Origin of the sequence: Streptomyces lincolnensis (genome assembly GCF_001685355.1) — a bacterium.
In the GTDB taxonomy this organism is placed as follows: Bacteria; Actinomycetota; Actinomycetes; order Streptomycetales; family Streptomycetaceae; genus Streptomyces; species Streptomyces lincolnensis.
In genome coordinates this window covers 2,056,608-2,072,491 of record NZ_CP016438.1, presented here as the reverse complement: position 1 = coordinate 2,072,491, position 15,884 = coordinate 2,056,608, and the positions used below count along the sequence as shown (strand labels likewise).

Below are 15,884 nucleotides of genomic sequence, written 5' to 3'. Positions count from 1 at the left end.
GGAACTGCGGGTCCGTAGTGGCTGGTCGCGCAGTTCCCCGCGCCCCTGAAGGGGCGCCTCAGTGCATCTTCGTCAGGATGTTCCGCACTCGTCGGGCATCCCTCAGGCGTTGTTCGTATGTTGCTCCCAGGGCGAGCAGCAGGAGGCCGGCCAGGGCGGGCGGTACCCAACGGGGGAGGGTACCGGCCACCTGCGCGATGTACGGGGCGAGTTCGTGGAGCGCGACCAGGGCGAGCACCGAGCCGCCGAGCACGAGCGGCGCCTGGAGGTGGTACCGGGCGCCCAGGAGGGTGACCACCAGGGCCGCCGTGCCCAGGAGCAGTGGACGCGTCCAGCCCGGGTCGCCCCAGGCCGCGAGAAGGCTCGGCACGAGGGTCGCGGCGAGTCCGGGGCCGTACGCGGTCCAGGAGGACGCCTGCGGGTCCCGGCGGCGCCGAAGGGCACCGACGAGCAGCGCCGGGACGGTGACCGGGAGCGTGTACGCCTCCGGGGTGCCGATGTCCCAGGACGCCAGGCGTACCCAGGTGGCCAGGACGAACAGGGCGGTGGCCGCGTAGCCGAGGGGACGGCGGTCGGGCCGTACCGCGGTGCCCGCGGTGATCACTCCGCACAGGGCCAGCACCAGGGCGAGCAGCGGCGGGTCGGTGACGGCCAGGCCGATCGCGAGCAGCGCGGCGGCGGCTCCCGTCGCCTCGACCGGCACGGTGGTGCGGGGGCCGTCGAGCCGCGGTGCGAGCAGGGCGGCGACTGCGGGGACCACCAGCACGAGCAGGGCGGTGGAAGCAGTTGTCCAGCCCGCGGCGGCGCCGGTCGCGCAGGCCAGGGCGGTGGCGTGAGCCAGTGCGGCCGGAGCCGTGAAGGGAGCGATCCGGGCACGCGTCGCGGCCGTCGCGAACAGCGCCGTCAGCAGGGAGAGCACGGTCAGGGTCGCGGTCTGCGAGGCGAGGGAGAGCAGGGCCAGGCTGAGCGAGGTCACCAGGGCGAGCTGGGTGGCCGTGAGCCGGATGTGCGCGGCCTGTGGTGTCTCCGACGCTGGGGCGGTGGTCGGGGAGGCGAGCGTCGCCACTGCCAGGGCGCCGGCTGTCGTCACTCCGTAGACCAACAGGCCGACCGTGTAGGGGAGCTCCAGCACCGCGGGCAGGGTCAGGACCGTGGTCCAGGACAGGCACAGCGCGCCGACGAGTGCCCTGGGGTGCCAGGCCGTGTCACGGACCGCCAGGGCGAGCACGATCGCCACGGCGGCCAGGACGACGGGCACCGCCGTCGCGTCCGGCGGCCAGGGCAGATCCGGAGTCACCGCGGCGCGCATGTCCGCCGGGGCCCCGCTCCACGCCCGCTCCACCCAGGCGCCCGGACCGAGCACCGCCACACCCACGACGGGGAGCGCCCACAGCACCGCCAGTGCCTGCACGGCACCCGAGGCCCACAGCACCCCGCGCCGCAGCGCGTCCGGCAACAGGCCGGCCCGGACCACCGCCAACAGGGCGATCCCGCAGGCCAGATAAGCCGGAACCGTCCACGTGTCCGGCAGGACGGTACGCGCCGTGCCGCCGACGGCGTTGACCGCGAGCAGCCCGGCGGCCAGGGCGAGGCCGACGGCCTGGTCCGCGCCGACCACAGGCCTGCCCGGGGCCGCCGCGTCGCCGGCCCCCTGGAGGGCCGTACGGCCACCCGGCCAGGCCGCGCCCACCGCGATCGCCGCAGCGAGGAGGAGGAGCGCCGCCGCACGGGCGGCGGCGCTCGGGCCGGTGGCCGTCCAGGACAGCCAGCCGGCGGCCAGTGCGCCCCAGGACCCCATGGCGTAGGCGCCGACGGCGGCGACGACGCGCACGGACCCGGACGGCATTCGCAGTGCCACAGCGGTGTCCAGCGCGGCCGTCACCAGGAGCGCGGCCGTGATGCCGTGGGCCCCGGCGTCCGCGGCCAGCGCCCAGAGCAGCAGCGGGAGTTGGGCCGCGACGAGCGCGGCGGGGAGGGGCAGCCGCAGAGCGGTCGAGCCCGGCAGGAGGCCGTACCCGAGCCAGACGCCCGCGAGCACCGCCGACGCTACCGCCGTGTACGCCGTGCCGTCCGTGCCCGCGAGAGCGACCTCGTGCAGCGCGTACGCGTCGAGCACCGTCAGCGCCAGACCGAGACCCGCCAGGGACTCGGCCGTCGACCGCAGGCCCCGCTTCAGCAGCGGCACCGGCGCGGCGAGCGCGGCCAGGGTGACCGCTCCCAGCACCGCCGACCGCCCGGCGATCCCGAGGTGACCCCAGCTGACCAGCGTGAACACCATCGCCGCGATGGTCAACAGCACCCCGCCGAGCAGGAGCAGCACGTTCTGGACGCGCGGCGCGGAGGCCTCGGGACGGGGCGGCGCGACGGACACCGGCCGTGGCGCGGGAGCCGAAGGAGCCGGCTGGGCCTGGTGCAGGGCAGCGACCAGCCAGGCGCGGCGGGCCAGCAACTGTGCCCGGCGGGCGTCCAGTTGCCACAGCTCGGAGTCGAGGAGCCGTAGTTCCTCGGTCGGCGGCGGGATGTGCGTCATGCCCTGGAGTGTGGTCCGGGTCACGTCGTACGGCATGAGTGCGCGTACTCATGCCGTACTCAGATCCGGTGCCACACTCGGCTCATGGACTGGACCCGCTACCGCTTCCGCAGCCGGTGGACCCTGCCCGCGCCGCCCGCCCTCGTCTACGCCGCCCTGGAACGCGCCGAGGACTATCCGCGCTGGTGGCGCCAGGTGCGCGAGATCGCCCGGATCGACGACACGAGCGGGGCGATCCGGATCCGCTCCCTGCTGCCGTACGACGTGACCTTCACCGCGCGCGAGGTGCGGCGCGACCCGGCGGCCGGGGTGCTGGAGATCGCGATGTCCGGGGACATCGACGGCTGGGCACGCTGGACGATCACCGGGAACGGCGCCGGCACTCTCGCCCGCTACGAACAGGTCGTGACCGTCAACAAGCCGCTGCTCAGGCGGTTCGCCGTACCGGGGCGGCCGGTGTTCCGCGCCAACCACTGGCTGATGATGCGGTCCGGGCGGCGCGGACTGCGCGGTCACCTGCAAGCGGTTTGAAGGAAACCCGCGGGGACCTGTATTGTTCAATGCGTTCCCGGGCGATTAGCTCAGTGGGAGAGCGCTTCGTTCACACCGAAGAGGTCACTGGTTCGAACCCAGTATCGCCCACCGGGAAAGGCCGGTCCGCAGCTCGCGGACCGGCCTTCTTCATGCCGCGGCGGGCAGATCCGGACGCAGCGGCCACGCCGGGTCCACCACCTCGAAGGTGCCGCTGCGCGCGAACCACGCCTGGAGGCCACGGGCCTGCGCCGCGTGCCACACGGCTTGCAGGGTCTGCAGTTCGGCCGGGCTCAGCCGCTCCAGGCGGGCCGCGAAACGCCGCCCCACCGCGCGGACGACGTTCAGCGCGGCCAGCGCGTCCGCCCCGGCGTCGTGCGCGCCCTCCAGCTCCACGTCGTAGTGCGCGCACAGGTCGGTGAGGGTGCGGCGGCCCTTGCGGTAGCGGTCCAGATGCTTGTCCAGGACCCGCGGGTCGAGCACGTGGAGCGGGGTCGCCTCCAACCAGCGGTCCAGGGACGAGGCGCGGTGGCGCCGCAACTCGCGGTCCAGCAGCGTCAGATCGAACGGCGCGTTCATCACGACCAGCGGCCGGCCCGCCGCGGCCTGCTCGGCGAGCGCCTCCGCTATCTCCTGCATCACCGGCGCGGGCCAGCGGCCGTTGCGCTGAAGATGGTCGTCCGTCAGCCCGTGCACCTCCGTCGCCGCGGCGGGCACCGGCACACCCGGATTCACCAGCCAGCGGGTCACCCGCGGCCGGCACCCCGGAGCGTCCTGGACGACGACGGCGGCCGACACGATCCGGTCGGTCTCGACGTCGACGCCCGTGGTCTCTGTGTCGAAGGCGGCCAGAGGCCCTTCGTACCAGCACGTCATACCTTCACAACCCCTCGTTCACCCACGGCAGCTGACGCACCGTCTTCTGCCCGTTTGGTGATACCCGGGCTGTTTGCGCCGTACGCCGGAAGGACACAACAGGAGTACGGGTCTGCGCAGTTCAGCGGCCCGGCGCGGGATACATGTGGCCCCTGTGTGGGCATTTCACTTGGCTGGGAAGGCTGTTGGTCATGGCGATAGCGCAGCCCGAGCGGGGCGGGCTGCTGCCCGAACGCACGGGCCCCCATCGCGGCACACTCGCCACCACCGCCTGCATGGAGACCTTGCAGGTGGGCTATCTGCACGCGGTCGCCGCGGCGGCCGGCTGCTCGCTGTCGCAGCCCTTTCCGGACAACGGCATCGACTGGCACGTCAGCCACGGCTCACCCGGGCACACCGTCGACGACGAGGTGACCATCAAGGTGCAGCTGAAGTGCACCTACCAGATCGCGCCGAACCCGCCCGGCCGCTCCTTCTCCTTCACGCTCGACAACGACCACCTGCGCAAACTCGCCCGCACCCCGGTCTCGGTCCACAAGATCCTGGTCGTGATGCTCGTCCCGCGGTCCCGGGACGACTGGCTGCGCGCCGGCCACGACCGGCTCGACCTCAGACACTGCTGCTACTGGGTCAACCTCGCCGGTCACCGCATCACCGGCCGCACCCGCACCACCGTCCGGGTGCCGACCTCGCGCATCTTCGACGACCGGGCGCTCTGCGAGATCATGACGCGGGTCGGGACGGGAGGCAGACCATGACCCACCGACCACTCGACGAGCCACTGCGGCCCGTCAGGCCGCACCCCGAGGACGCCGCCTGGCACCGGCCACCCGAGCCCGACGAGGTCGACCCCGCCGTCCTCGGCGCCCTGCTGCACCGCCACGGCTGGCAGCGGCGCGGCGGAGCCGCCGGACGCTACGGCCGCTGGACCCCGCCCGGACCGGGCGGCGGCGGGACCAGCCTGCTCGTGCCCGAGAGCCTGGCCTTCCCCGACAGCGAGGACCTGCTCGGCGAGGCGCTCCTCGCGCTGTCCCGCAGCGGCACGCCCTCCGCGCGCGAGGTGCTGGTCTCCCTCGCCGTGCCCAGCGACGAGGTCCGCTGGTGGCGTGACGTCCCGACCGGACCGGCCGGCGCGGCCCCCTGGGTCGTCGAGGAACAGCTGCGCACGGCCGCGCGGCAGATGCTGCTCGCCGGATCGCTCGCCACCCGCGCGCGTGCCGGGTACTACGGCGCCCGATACCGGCGCACCGCCGCCGCGTCCCTTCATGACGTCCTGGTGGGCTCCGCCTCCGGCGGCCGCCGCCTCACCGCGTTCGTGCCCGTCGACACCGGCCGCCCGCTCGCCGTACGCCTGCACCAGGCCCTGTACGCCGCCCGCGAGGCCATCGACTACCAGCGGGCCACCGGCGGCATGGACGCCTTCGACGGCGCCGTCGAGGCGGGCGTCAGCCGTGAACTCACCGAGGCGCTGATCGCCCTGGTGCGGGGCACGGAGGGCGCGCGCGTCGCCGTCGAGTGGGCGCCGGCCGCCGGCGTCCCCGAGGGATGCGCGTCCCGCGCCGAGGCCGTCGAGTTCTCGCCCGGTGACCTGCCCGTCCTGCGGGAGGCCGGGGCCCGCTATCTGCGCGAGGAGCCCTCCGTACCGGTCCGGATCACCGGCACGGTGGTCAGGATGCGCAGGTCGGGGCCGCGCGGGGAGGGGACGGTACGGCTGCGCGTGATCGCGGGCGCCGAGATCCCGCACGTACGACTGACGCTGGACGAGGAGACGTACCGCATCGCCGGGCACGCCCACCTGGTCGGCATGCCGGTGCGGGTGCAGGGCCGGCTGGAGAGCCGGGGCGGCTTCCGGCGGCTGGTGGACGCCAGTGAGGTCGTACCGGTGCAGGTGGACGAGGTGGAACGGGACCGGCTGATGAAGTCGCTCCAGGAGACCTCCGAGATCACGGCCTTCTTCGAGGAGGCCTGCGGAGGGGACTGACTTCGCGGAGGGGGGCCCGGGGTCGGTACGATCCCCTCCTGCGTGCGCTCACGGTATGGCGCCGCATCCCCCTTCAGTCAGGAGAGACCGGTGTCAGACGTCCGTGTGATCATCCAACGCGATTCCGAGCGGGAAGAGCGCACGGTGACGACGGGCACCACGGCCGCCGAGCTCTTCGCCGGCGAGCGCTCGATCATCGCCGCGCGCGTGGCCGGCGAGCTCAGGGACCTGTCGTACGCCCTGGCCGAGGGCGACGAGGTCGAGGGCGTGGAGATCTCCTCCGAGGACGGCCTGAACATCCTGCGCCACTCCGCCGCGCACGTCATGGCCCAGGCCGTGCAGGAGCTCTTCCCCGAGGCCAAGCTGGGCATCGGCCCGCCGGTCAAGGACGGCTTCTACTACGACTTCGACGTCGAGAAGCCGTTCACGCCCGAGGATCTCAAGGCCATCGAGAAGAAGATGCAGGAGATCCAGAAGCGCGGCCAGCGCTTCTCCCGCCGTGTGGTGACCGACGAGGACGCCCGCGAGGAACTGGCCGCCGAGCCGTACAAGCTGGAACTGATCGGCCTCAAGGGCGCCGCCTCCAGCGACGACGGCGCGGACGTCGAGGTCGGCGCCGGCGAGCTGACGATCTACGACAACCTGGACGCCAAGACCGGCGAGCTGTGCTGGAAGGACCTCTGCCGCGGTCCCCACCTGCCCAGCACCCGGAACATCCCGGCGTTCAAGCTGATGCGCAACGCGGCCGCCTACTGGCGCGGCAGCGAGAAGAACCCGATGCTCCAGCGCATCTACGGCACCGCCTGGCCGACCAAGGACGAGCTGAAGGCGCACCTCGACTTCCTCGCCGAGGCCGAGAAGCGCGACCACCGCAAGCTGGGCAGCGAACTCGACCTGTTCTCGATCCCGGAGCAGATCGGCTCCGGCCTCGCCGTCTTCCACCCCAAGGGCGGCATCATCCGCCGGGTCATGGAGGACTACTCGCGGCGCCGCCACGAGGAGGAGGGCTACGAGTTCGTCTACACCCCGCACGCGACGAAGGGGAAGCTCTTCGAGACCTCGGGCCACCTGGACTGGTACGCCGACGGCATGTACCCGCCCATGCAGCTCGACGAGGGCGTGGACTACTACCTCAAGCCGATGAACTGCCCGATGCACAACCTGATCTTCGACGCGCGCGGCCGCTCCTACCGTGAACTGCCGCTGCGTCTCTTCGAGTTCGGGACCGTGTACCGGTACGAGAAGTCGGGCGTCGTGCACGGTCTGACCCGGGCCCGCGGCTTCACCCAGGACGACGCGCACATCTACTGCACGCGCGAGCAGATGGCGGAGGAGCTCGACAAGACGCTCACCTTCGTGCTCGGCCTGCTGCGGGACTACGGCCTGGAGGACTTCTACCTGGAGCTGTCCACCAAGGACCCGGAGAAGTTCGTCGGCTCCGACGACGCCTGGGAGGAGGCCACGGAGACCCTCCGCGAGGTCGCCGAGAAGCAGGGCCTGCCCCTGGTCCCGGACCCGGGCGGCGCCGCCTTCTACGGCCCGAAGATCTCCGTCCAGACCAAGGACGCCATCGGCCGCACCTGGCAGATGTCGACCATCCAGCTCGACTTCAACCTGCCCGAGCGCTTCGAGCTGGAGTACACCTCGCCCGACGGCTCCAAGCAGCGCCCGGTCATGATCCACCGCGCCCTGTTCGGCTCCATCGAGCGGTTCTTCGCGGTGCTCCTGGAGCACTACGCGGGCGCCTTCCCGGCGTGGCTGGCGCCGGTCCAGGCGGTCGGCATCCCGATCGGCGACGCGCATGTCGAGTACCTGGAGCAGTTCGCCGCCGCGGCGAAGCGCAAGGGCCTGCGCGTCGAGGTGGACTCCTCCTCCGACCGCATGCAGAAGAAGATCCGCAACGCCCAGAAGCAGAAGGTGCCCTTCATGGTCATCGCGGGCGACGAGGACATGTCGAACGGCTCGGTGTCCTTCCGCTACCGCGACGGCTCGCAGGAGAACGGCATCCCCCTCGACGAGGCCATCGCGAAGATCGTGAAGGTCGTGGAGGAGCGGACGCAGGTCTGATCGGACGGCGCAGGGCCCCCGGGGCGATCCCGGGGGCCTTTTCCATACCCTCAGAACGAAGCCATATGCTGCACTGCATGACGAGTGAGCCGGAGCAGCAGTGGGGCGTGGGGACCCAGGACGCGTTCCAGCGTCTGTGGACGCCCCATCGGATGGCCTACATCCAGGGTGAGAACAAGCCGACCGGCCCGGGTGCCGACGACGGCTGCCCCTTCTGCTCGATTCCGGCCAAGTCCGACGAGGACGGGCTGGTCGTGCGGCGCGGTGAGCAGGTCTACGCCGTGCTCAACCTGTACCCGTACAACGGCGGCCACCTCATGGTCGTCCCCTACCGTCACGTGGCCGACTACACCGACCTCACCGACGCGGAGACGGGGGAACTCGCGGCGCTGACCAAGCAGGCCATGACCGCCCTGCGCACCGCCTCCGGCGCCCACGGCTTCAACATCGGCATGAACCAGGGTTCGGTGGCCGGCGCGGGCATCGCAGCCCACTTGCACCAGCACATCGTCCCCCGCTGGGGCGGCGACACGAACTTCATGCCGGTCGTCGGCCACACCCGGGTCCTGCCGCAACTGCTGGCGGACACCCGCAAGATGCTGGCGGAGGCCTGGCCGGCGGTCTGACGACCTCGGCGGGTGTGGGGGCGGCCCCCAGCGGGCGGCCCCCACACCCTCACACCCCTACGCGTCGTAGACGTCGGCCTTGCGCGGAGAGGCGTCCTGCACCGCCGTGCTCAGGAACGCCGACCGGTTGCCGAACTTCTCCGTGTTCACGCCGTTCTCCGCGAGGACCCGGATCGCCGCCGAGTGGACCACGCGCAGGACCGGCGTGGCGGCACGCAGCGCGTCGTCGGCCATGAAGCGGTGCCGCCAGGGCTTGTCGGCCCAGGCGTGCCGCAGTCCGAACGGCTCGGGCAGGGCGAGGGACCCGCCGAGCCAGTTGAGCAGCGGGGGATACCAGGTCAGCGGTGCCCGGGCGGCCAGGCGCACCACCTCGTCCGCGTCGACCAGGGGGAGCTTCACCTTCCGCGTCTCCCAGAACTTGAGGGACTTGGAGACCTCCTTCTCCTTGGCGTCGGGACCCGAGGTGAACAGCCCGTGCACCGGCCCCAGCGCATGCCCGGTCACCTCGATGCGCAGCGTCTCGTGCAGCACGGTCACCGTGATCATCATCGTGATCACCAGCTGCCCGTCCCACAGCGTCCACTGCACGCCCAGATAGTGCCGGTCGCCCGCGCCGAACTGCTGCTTGTTGCAGATGTCCTGGATGGCGTGGTTCTTGACCTGGTACGCGTCCACGTCCGTGCCCGTGGGCCGGGACACCGCCTTGGCGTTCTCCGCGACCGGTGTGACGACCCAGTGGCGTATGGACGCCTTCGGGAAGCCGCCGGTGTTCAGCGTGTTCCGCTCCAGCATGCGCAGTTGGTCGTGGATGGACCGGATGACGTCCCAGCTGCGGAAGGGATGGATCTCCCGGGTGGGATCGGCGGACACCAGGTCCTCGGCGAGCTGCCAGCTGCCCCAGCGGGTGCCCATGCCGAGTATGCCCTTGGGCCCGGCGTAGAAGACGGAGTTGGACGCCTGCTCCGCGCTGAGCCGGGCCAGGGACTGGCGCAGCGACTCGGCCGCGGTCTCGCCGGGGCTGCGCGGCACCGCCTCGGGCACCTTCGCCCCGATGCTGCTGCCGGCCAGCAGACTGCTCCAGCGCCCCCGCAGGTCGTTGGCCGTCCGCTCGCAGATCTGCTTGGCCCAGAACCAGCCGACCACCGGCAGCACGACCGCCGCGCGCGCGTACCAGGCCCAGAAGCCCGTGAACGGCATCTTGACGAGGAAGAGCACCGCCAGCGCGCCCACCCCGACGAGCAGCGCGGTGGCCATGGCGCCGGCCCTGCCCTCCTGCCTGGCCATGGTCCTGCGGATCTGGAAGACCAGGAGCCAGATGAGGAGGCCGGGCAGGAACAGCAGGCCGCACAGCACCATGACGATGGTCAGGAGGTTGTCGCGGTCCCGGCGGATGCGGTTTGCCGCGAGACAGTGCTCGACCACGACCTGCGGCTCGGCGCCGAAGGACTGGATGAGCGGCTTGCGGCCGGCTCCGAGCATGCGAGCGATCACGGCCGCGGAGAAGGCCTCACCCAGATTGGGTTCGAAGATCTTCGCCCACCTGCGGCCAGCCTTGATGGTCGACGTGTGCCACTCGCTGTTGGCCTCGAGAATCTTCCCCACCGGGTTGTCCCGGTAGGCCGCCGAGGCCAGCGCGAACGTCGCCGTCTGGTCCGTGTCGCCGGTGCGCGGCACCTGCGGACCGAAGATGTCCGCGTAGCCGCTGTCAACGGTCATTCCCGCCCCCGATCGCCGCAGGTGTCGCCTCCTGCGGCCTTCCCGACTTCCGTGCTTCGCACACCTGTTGATCAGGTCATCAGCGTATCTCCAGGTACGGACATGCGTCGGCGGACGGTGGAAACCGTCCGCCGACACGGAGGGGAGCGTTCCGCACGCGCCACTTGAGCCGCGCCCGGCCTCAACTACGAAGCCGCGCCCGCCTCTTCACGGATCCTTTCGGCGACTTGCGGCGGCATCGGCTCGTGCCGTGCGTAGGAACGGCTGAAACGGGCCGTGCCGTGCGACAGGGAACGCAGGTCGACGGCGTACCGGCCGATCTCGATCTCCGGCACCTCGGCCCGTACCAACGTCCTTTTGCCGCTGGTCTGTTCCGTGCCGAGCACCCGGCCGCGCCGTCCGGACAGGTCGCTCATCACGGCGCCCACGTAGTCGTCGCCGACCAGCACGGACACCTCGGCCACCGGCTCCAGCAGATGGATCTTCGCGTCGGCCGCCGCCTCCCGCAGCGCCAGCGCCCCGGCCGTCTGGAACGCGGCGTCGGAGGAGTCGACGGAGTGCGCCTTGCCGTCCAGCAGCGTGACGCGGACGTCGACCAGCTGGTTGCCCGACGTGACTCCCCTGGTCGCCTGGGCGCGCACGCCCTTCTCGACCGACGGGATGAACTGCCGCGGCACCGCCCCGCCGACCACCTTGTCCACGAACTCGATGCCCGAGCCGCCCGGCAGCGGCTCCACCTCGATCTCGCAGATGGCGTACTGCCCGTGCCCGCCGGACTGCTTGACATGCCGGCCGCGCCCGGCGGACCTGGCCGCGAACGTCTCCCGCAGGGACACCCGGTGCGGGACCACGTCGACCTGCACGCCGTAGCGGCTGCGCAGCCGCTCCAGCGCCACGTCGGCGTGTGCCTCGCCCAGGCACCACAGCACGACCTGGTGGGTGTCCTGGTTCTGCTCCAGCCGCATGGTCGGGTCCTCGGCGACCAGCCGGGCGAGCCCCTGGGAGAGCTTGTCCTCGTCCGGCTTGCTGTGCGCCTGGATGGCGAGCGGCAGCAACGGGTCGGGCATCTCCCACGGCTCCATGAGCAGCGGGTCGTCCTTGGCCGACAGGGTGTCCCCGGTCTCCGCCCGGCTCAGCTTCGCCACGCACGCCATGTCTCCCGCGATGCAGTGCGTCAGCGCCCGCTGCTGCTTGCCGAACGGCGCGGACAGGGCGCCGATCCGCTCGTCGACGTCGTGGTCCTCGTGGCCGCGGTCGGCCAGCCCGTGCCCCGAGACATGGACCGTCTGGTCGGGGCGCAGGGTGCCGGAGAAGACCCGGACCATCGAGATCCGGCCGACGTACGGGTCGGACGCCGTCTTCACGACCTCCGCGACCAGCGGACCCTCGGTGTCGCACGCCTTGATCTCGCGCGGCTTGCCGTCGATCGTGGTGACCGCCGGCGTGGGGTGCTCGAACGGCGTCGGGAAACCCCCGGTGATCAGCTCCAGCAGCTCGACCGTGCCGATGCCCTGCCGGGCGCCGTCGGCCGCCGGGGCGGCGGCCAGGACCGGGAAGAAGACCCCGCGCGCCACGGCCCGCTCCAGGTCCTCCACCAGCGTCTTGAAGTCGATCGGCTCCCCGCCGAGATACCGGTCCATGAGGGTCTCGTCCTCGGACTCCGAGATGATCCCCTCGATCAGCCGGTTGCGGGCCTCCTCGATCAGCGGCAGCTGGTCCTCGCCCGGCTCGGACTCCTTGCGCTCCCCGGACGAGTAGTCGAACAGCTTCTGCGACAGCAGCCCGGTCAGCCCGGTCACGGGCGCGTGCCCGTCCGCGGCCTGCGGGCCGTGCAGCGGGAGGTACAGCGGCAGTACGGCGTCGGGGTCGTCGCCGCCGAAGGCCTCCGCGCAGATCCGCGTCATCTCCTCGAAGTCCGCCCGGGCGGACTCCAGGTGCGTGACGACGATCGCCCTCGGCATGCCGACGGCCGCGCACTCCTCCCACACCATGCGGGTCGAGCCGTCCACGCCGTCGGAGGCGGAGACGACGAAAAGGGCCGCGTCCGCCGCTCGCAGACCGGCCCTGAGTTCTCCGACGAAGTCGGCGTATCCGGGGGTGTCGAGGAGATTGATCTTGTATCCGTCCCATTCGACGGGTACCAGGGACAGTTGCACCGAGCGTTGCTGGCGGTGCTCGATCTCGTCGTAGTCGGAGACGGTGCCGCCGTCCTCCACACGGCCCGCCCTGTTGAGTGCTCCCGCCGTCAGCGCGAGAGCTTCCACCAATGTCGTCTTGCCCGATCCGGAGTGGCCGACCAGCACCACATTCCGTACGGACGCGGGGTGGTCGGCCGCTGTCGCCCTGCCGGCGGCTCCGGGGTGTGCGTTCGCCTTGTCGCCCATGGCCTTGCCTCCCGTGCACGGTGAGGTCACTGTGGGCGCGGACACGCGGGATCCGCGGTGGCGGCTCCGGCGACGCCCGCGGTGTTCTTCGAGCTTTCCACTCCCGTCACGGTGCGTCCATACGGCGGACGTGATCCCACCGCTCCCGCCTCGGCGGGCCGCGCGCAATCGGCCCGTGACCTCGATGCCGTCAGGACGTGACACGAGGGCCGGGTGCCCGCCCGTCGCGCACCGGCGGGCGTGGCTACGATGGGCCAGCCGGTGGCCAGCAGGGGCCGCGCGGCCACACCGACCCTCGGGAAGGCCATGCTGAACAAGTACGCGCGTGCATTCTTCACGCGTGTCCTCACACCGTTCGCCGCGTTTCTGATCCGGCGGGGCGTCAGCCCCGACACGGTCACGCTCATCGGCACCGCCGGTGTGGTCGCGGGCGCGCTGGTCTTCTACCCCATGGGCGAGTTCTTCTGGGGCACCGTCGTGATCACGCTCTTCGTGTTCTCCGACCTCGTCGACGGAAACATGGCCCGCCAGCTCGGCCGCTCCAGCCGCTGGGGCGCCTTCCTGGACTCCACGCTCGACCGGGTCGCCGACGGCGCGATCTTCGGCGGCTTCATCCTCTGGTACGCCGGCGGGGGCGACGACCTCGTCCTGTGCGCGGTCTCGATCTTCTGCCTGGCCAGCGGCCAGGTGGTGTCGTACACCAAGGCCCGCGGCGAGTCGATCGGCCTGCCGGTCGCCGTCAACGGCCTCGTCGAGCGCGCCGAGCGCCTGGTGATCTCCCTGGTCGCGGCCGGGCTCGCGGGGCTGCACACCTTCGGGGTGCCGGGCATCCAGTACCTGCTGCCCGTCGCGCTGTGGATCGTCGCGGTCGGCAGCCTGGTCACGCTGATCCAGCGGGTCGTCACGGTCCGCCGGGAGTCCGCCGAGGCGGAGGCCGCCGAGCCTCCCGCGAAGCCGGAGACCCAGGGGAGCGAGGCCGCGAAGTGAGCGCCCAGGAGCGGCTGACGGACGCGCTGTACGGCCTCGGCTGGGGCGTGGTCAAGAAGCTCCCCGAGCCGGTCGCCGTGCGCCTGGGCCGGAGCATCGCCGACCTCGCCTGGAAGCGGCGCGGCAAGGGCGTGCTGCGGCTGGAGAGCAACTACGCGCGCGTGGTGCCGGGCGCGAGCCCGGAGCGCCTGGCCGAGCTCTCGCGCGCGGGCATGCGGTCGTACCTGCGCTACTGGATGGAGTCCTTCCGGCTGCCCGCCTGGAGCGCGGACCGCGTCAGGGCCGGCTTCGAGGCCAAGGACCTGCACCACCTCACCGACGGCCTCGCGGCCGGCCGGGGCGTCATCCTCGCGCTGCCGCACATGGCCAACTGGGACCTCGCCGGCGCCTGGCTCACCACCAAGCTCGGCATGCCCTTCACCACGGTCGCCGAGCGCCTCAAGCCGGAGACGCTGTACGACCGTTTCGTCGCCTACCGCGAGGGCCTCGGCATGGAGGTCCTGCCGCACACGGGCGGCACCGCCTTCGGCACGCTGGCCCGGCGGCTGCGCGACGGCGGCGTGGTCTGCCTGGTCGCCGAACGCGACCTGTCCTCCTCCGGCGTCGAGGTGCGGTTCTTCGGCGAGGCCACCCGGATCCCGGCCGGACCGGCGCTGCTCGCCCAGCAGACCGGCGCCCTGCTGCTCCCGGTGACCCTCTGGTACGACGACTCGCCCGTCATGAAGGGCCGCGTGCACCCCCCGGTCGAGGTGCCCGAGACAGGTACCCGGGCCGAGAAGACGTCTGTCATGGCACAGGCGCTGGCCGATGCCTTCGCCTCGGGGATCGCCGACCATCCGGAGGACTGGCACATGCTGCAGCGGTTGTGGCTCAAGGACCTGGACCCCACCAAGAGGCCCTCGTGAGAATCGGCATCGTCTGTCCGTACTCCTGGGACGTGCCGGGTGGCGTCCAGTTCCACATCCGTGACCTCGCCGAGTACTTCATCCGGCTCGGCCACGACGTGTCCGTCCTCGCCCCGGCCGACGACGACACCCCGCTGCCGCCGTACGTCGTCTCGGCCGGCCGCGCGGTACCCGTGCCCTACAACGGCTCGGTGGCCCGGCTGAGCTTCGGCTTCCTGTCGGCGGCCCGGGTGCGCCGTTGGCTGCACGACGGCGCGTTCGACGTCGTCCACATCCACGAGCCGTCCTCGCCCTCCCTCGGCCTGCTCACCTGCTGGATCGCCCAGGGGCCGATCGTCGCCACCTTCCACACCTCCAACCCGCGCTCCCGGGTCATGGTCGCCGCGTACTCGATCCTCCAGGCCGCCCTGGAGAAGATCAGCGCGCGGATCGCGGTGAGCGAGTACGCCCGGCGCACGCTGGTGGAACACCTCGGCGGAGACGCGGTCGTCATCCCGAACGGCGTCGATGTCGACTTCTTCGCCCGGGCCGAGCCCAAGCCCGAGTGGCAGGGCGACACCATCGGCTTCATCGGCCGGATCGACGAGCCCCGCAAGGGTCTGCCGGTCCTGATGAAGGCCCTGCCGAAGATCCTCGCCGAACGCCCGCGGGCCCGTCTGCTGGTGGCCGGGCGCGGGGACGAGGAGGAGGCGGTGGAGACCCTGCCCGCCGAACTCCGCTCCCGGGTGGAGTTCCTCGGCATGGTCAGCGACCAGGACAAGGCGCGACTGCTGCGCAGTGTCGACCTGTACGTCGCTCCCAACACCGGCGGCGAGAGCTTCGGGATCATCCTCGTCGAGGCCATGTCGGCGGGCGCCCCGGTGCTGGCCGCGGACCTGGACGCCTTCGCCCAGGTCCTGGACCAGGGCGCGGCGGGCGAACTGTTCACCAACGAGGACGCGGACGCCCTCGCCGAGGCCGCCCTACGACTGCTCGGGGACCCGGAGCGGCGGGAGGGGCTGCGCGAGCGGGGCAGCGCGCACGTACGGCGGTTCGACTGGTCGACGGTCGGCGCGGACATCCTCTCCGTGTACGAGACGGTGACGGCCGGAGCGGCGGCCGTCGCCGCGGCGGACGACGAACGGGCCACGGGCCTGCGGGCACGGCTGGGGCTGGCGCGCGACTGACGGGCCTGGGTGTCCGTACGGTTCGAGGCGTCGGCCGGGGTCACACGTCCCGTGCGACCACCTGCCGCAGCAGGGGGACGCGTCGTGCGCCGTCGCGTCCGGGGCGAGCCCGGTG

Annotated in this window: 12 protein-coding genes and 1 tRNA gene; 9 read left to right on the top strand and 4 right to left on the bottom strand. The window is 71.9% G+C overall.

Annotated features, from left to right (window positions below):
• Positions 1 to 58: 58 nt before the first annotated feature.
• On the bottom strand, positions 59 to 2,530 hold the full coding sequence (locus SLINC_RS09110; RefSeq protein WP_079165094.1) for an SCO7613 C-terminal domain-containing membrane protein: 2,472 nt from the start codon (positions 2,528 to 2,530) through the stop codon (positions 59 to 61).
• 84 nt (positions 2,531 to 2,614) lie between these two features.
• Between SLINC_RS09110 and SLINC_RS09105 the strand changes: the two genes are divergently transcribed.
• Both SLINC_RS09105 and SLINC_RS09100 read left to right on the top strand, forming a co-directional pair.
• Positions 2,615 to 3,061 carry an SRPBCC family protein gene (locus SLINC_RS09105; RefSeq protein ID WP_067429068.1) on the top strand — a complete coding sequence of 149 codons (447 nt, stop codon included), beginning with the start codon at positions 2,615 to 2,617 and terminating at the stop codon, positions 3,059 to 3,061.
• Positions 3,062 to 3,100: 39 nt separating this feature from the next.
• Positions 3,101 to 3,172: transfer RNA gene (locus tag SLINC_RS09100), tRNA-Val, on the top strand.
• Positions 3,173 to 3,211: 39 nt separating this feature from the next.
• Here the strand turns inward: SLINC_RS09100 and SLINC_RS09095 are convergent.
• Complete coding sequence (locus SLINC_RS09095) at positions 3,212 to 3,937, bottom strand: 3'-5' exonuclease (protein WP_067429064.1); 726 nt, start codon at positions 3,935 to 3,937, stop codon at positions 3,212 to 3,214.
• Between the two features lie 191 nt (positions 3,938 to 4,128).
• Between SLINC_RS09095 and SLINC_RS09090 the strand changes: the two genes are divergently transcribed.
• The 4 genes from SLINC_RS09090 (at position 4,129) to SLINC_RS09075 (ending at position 8,611) form a co-directional block, all read left to right on the top strand.
• Entirely contained in the window at positions 4,129 to 4,695 is a 567-nt protein-coding gene (locus SLINC_RS09090) for a DUF4365 domain-containing protein (RefSeq protein ID WP_067429062.1), read from the top strand.
• Positions 4,692 to 5,918: a hypothetical protein gene (locus SLINC_RS09085; protein ID WP_067429058.1), complete on the top strand. Its 1,227-nt coding sequence runs from the start codon at positions 4,692 to 4,694 to the stop codon at positions 5,916 to 5,918. The genes SLINC_RS09090 and SLINC_RS09085 overlap by 4 nt, the downstream gene beginning before the upstream one ends.
• Positions 5,919 to 6,008: 90 nt before the next feature.
• Positions 6,009 to 7,985, top strand: coding sequence for a threonine--tRNA ligase (thrS, locus tag SLINC_RS09080; protein ID WP_067429052.1), 1,977 nt, complete (start codon positions 6,009 to 6,011; stop codon positions 7,983 to 7,985).
• Between the two features lie 65 nt (positions 7,986 to 8,050).
• Positions 8,051 to 8,611 carry an HIT family protein gene (locus tag SLINC_RS09075; protein WP_067429049.1) on the top strand — a complete coding sequence of 187 codons (561 nt, stop codon included), beginning with the start codon at positions 8,051 to 8,053 and terminating at the stop codon, positions 8,609 to 8,611.
• 57 nt (positions 8,612 to 8,668) lie between these two features.
• On the opposite strand, the gene SLINC_RS09070 is transcribed toward SLINC_RS09075, so the two are convergent.
• Both SLINC_RS09070 and SLINC_RS09065 read right to left on the bottom strand, forming a co-directional pair.
• A complete protein-coding gene (locus SLINC_RS09070; RefSeq protein WP_067429044.1) occupies positions 8,669 to 10,327 on the bottom strand; it encodes a hypothetical protein in 1,659 nt (552 codons plus the stop codon).
• Between the two features lie 185 nt (positions 10,328 to 10,512).
• On the bottom strand, positions 10,513 to 12,711 hold the full coding sequence (locus tag SLINC_RS09065) for an elongation factor G-like protein EF-G2 (protein WP_067429041.1): 2,199 nt from the start codon (positions 12,709 to 12,711) through the stop codon (positions 10,513 to 10,515).
• Between the two features lie 249 nt (positions 12,712 to 12,960).
• Here SLINC_RS09065 and pgsA point away from each other — a divergent pair, with 249 nt between their 5' ends.
• From pgsA to SLINC_RS09050, 3 genes are read left to right on the top strand one after another with little or no spacing between them, the layout of a single operon-like run.
• Positions 12,961 to 13,698 (top strand): phosphatidylinositol phosphate synthase, encoded by a 738-nt coding sequence (pgsA, locus tag SLINC_RS09060; protein WP_067429037.1) that lies wholly within the window; start codon positions 12,961 to 12,963, stop codon positions 13,696 to 13,698.
• A complete protein-coding gene (locus SLINC_RS09055; RefSeq protein ID WP_067429035.1) occupies positions 13,695 to 14,603 on the top strand; it encodes a phosphatidylinositol mannoside acyltransferase in 909 nt (302 codons plus the stop codon). Before pgsA ends, SLINC_RS09055 begins: the two co-directional genes overlap by 4 nt.
• Entirely contained in the window at positions 14,600 to 15,769 is a 1,170-nt protein-coding gene (locus SLINC_RS09050) for a glycosyltransferase family 4 protein (RefSeq protein WP_067429032.1), read from the top strand. The genes SLINC_RS09055 and SLINC_RS09050 overlap by 4 nt, the downstream gene beginning before the upstream one ends.
• Positions 15,770 to 15,884: the final 115 nt, after the last annotated feature.

Bases quoted from the DNA above. Each gene is read 5' to 3' on its own strand.
- SLINC_RS09110 (WP_079165094.1), bottom strand. From the start codon at position 2,530: ATGACGCACATCCCGCCGCCGACCGAGGAACTACGGCTCCTCGACTCC.
- SLINC_RS09105 (WP_067429068.1), top strand. From the start codon at position 2,615: ATGGACTGGACCCGCTACCGCTTCCGCAGCCGGTGGACCCTGCCCGCG.
- SLINC_RS09095 (WP_067429064.1), bottom strand. From the start codon at position 3,937: ATGACGTGCTGGTACGAAGGGCCTCTGGCCGCCTTCGACACAGAGACC.
- SLINC_RS09090 (WP_067429062.1), top strand. From the start codon at position 4,129: ATGGCGATAGCGCAGCCCGAGCGGGGCGGGCTGCTGCCCGAACGCACG.
- SLINC_RS09085 (WP_067429058.1), top strand. From the start codon at position 4,692: ATGACCCACCGACCACTCGACGAGCCACTGCGGCCCGTCAGGCCGCAC.
- SLINC_RS09075 (WP_067429049.1), top strand. From the start codon at position 8,051: ATGCTGCACTGCATGACGAGTGAGCCGGAGCAGCAGTGGGGCGTGGGG.
- SLINC_RS09070 (WP_067429044.1), bottom strand. From the start codon at position 10,327: ATGACCGTTGACAGCGGCTACGCGGACATCTTCGGTCCGCAGGTGCCG.
- SLINC_RS09065 (WP_067429041.1), bottom strand. From the start codon at position 12,711: ATGGGCGACAAGGCGAACGCACACCCCGGAGCCGCCGGCAGGGCGACA.
- pgsA (WP_067429037.1), top strand. From the start codon at position 12,961: ATGGGCCAGCCGGTGGCCAGCAGGGGCCGCGCGGCCACACCGACCCTC.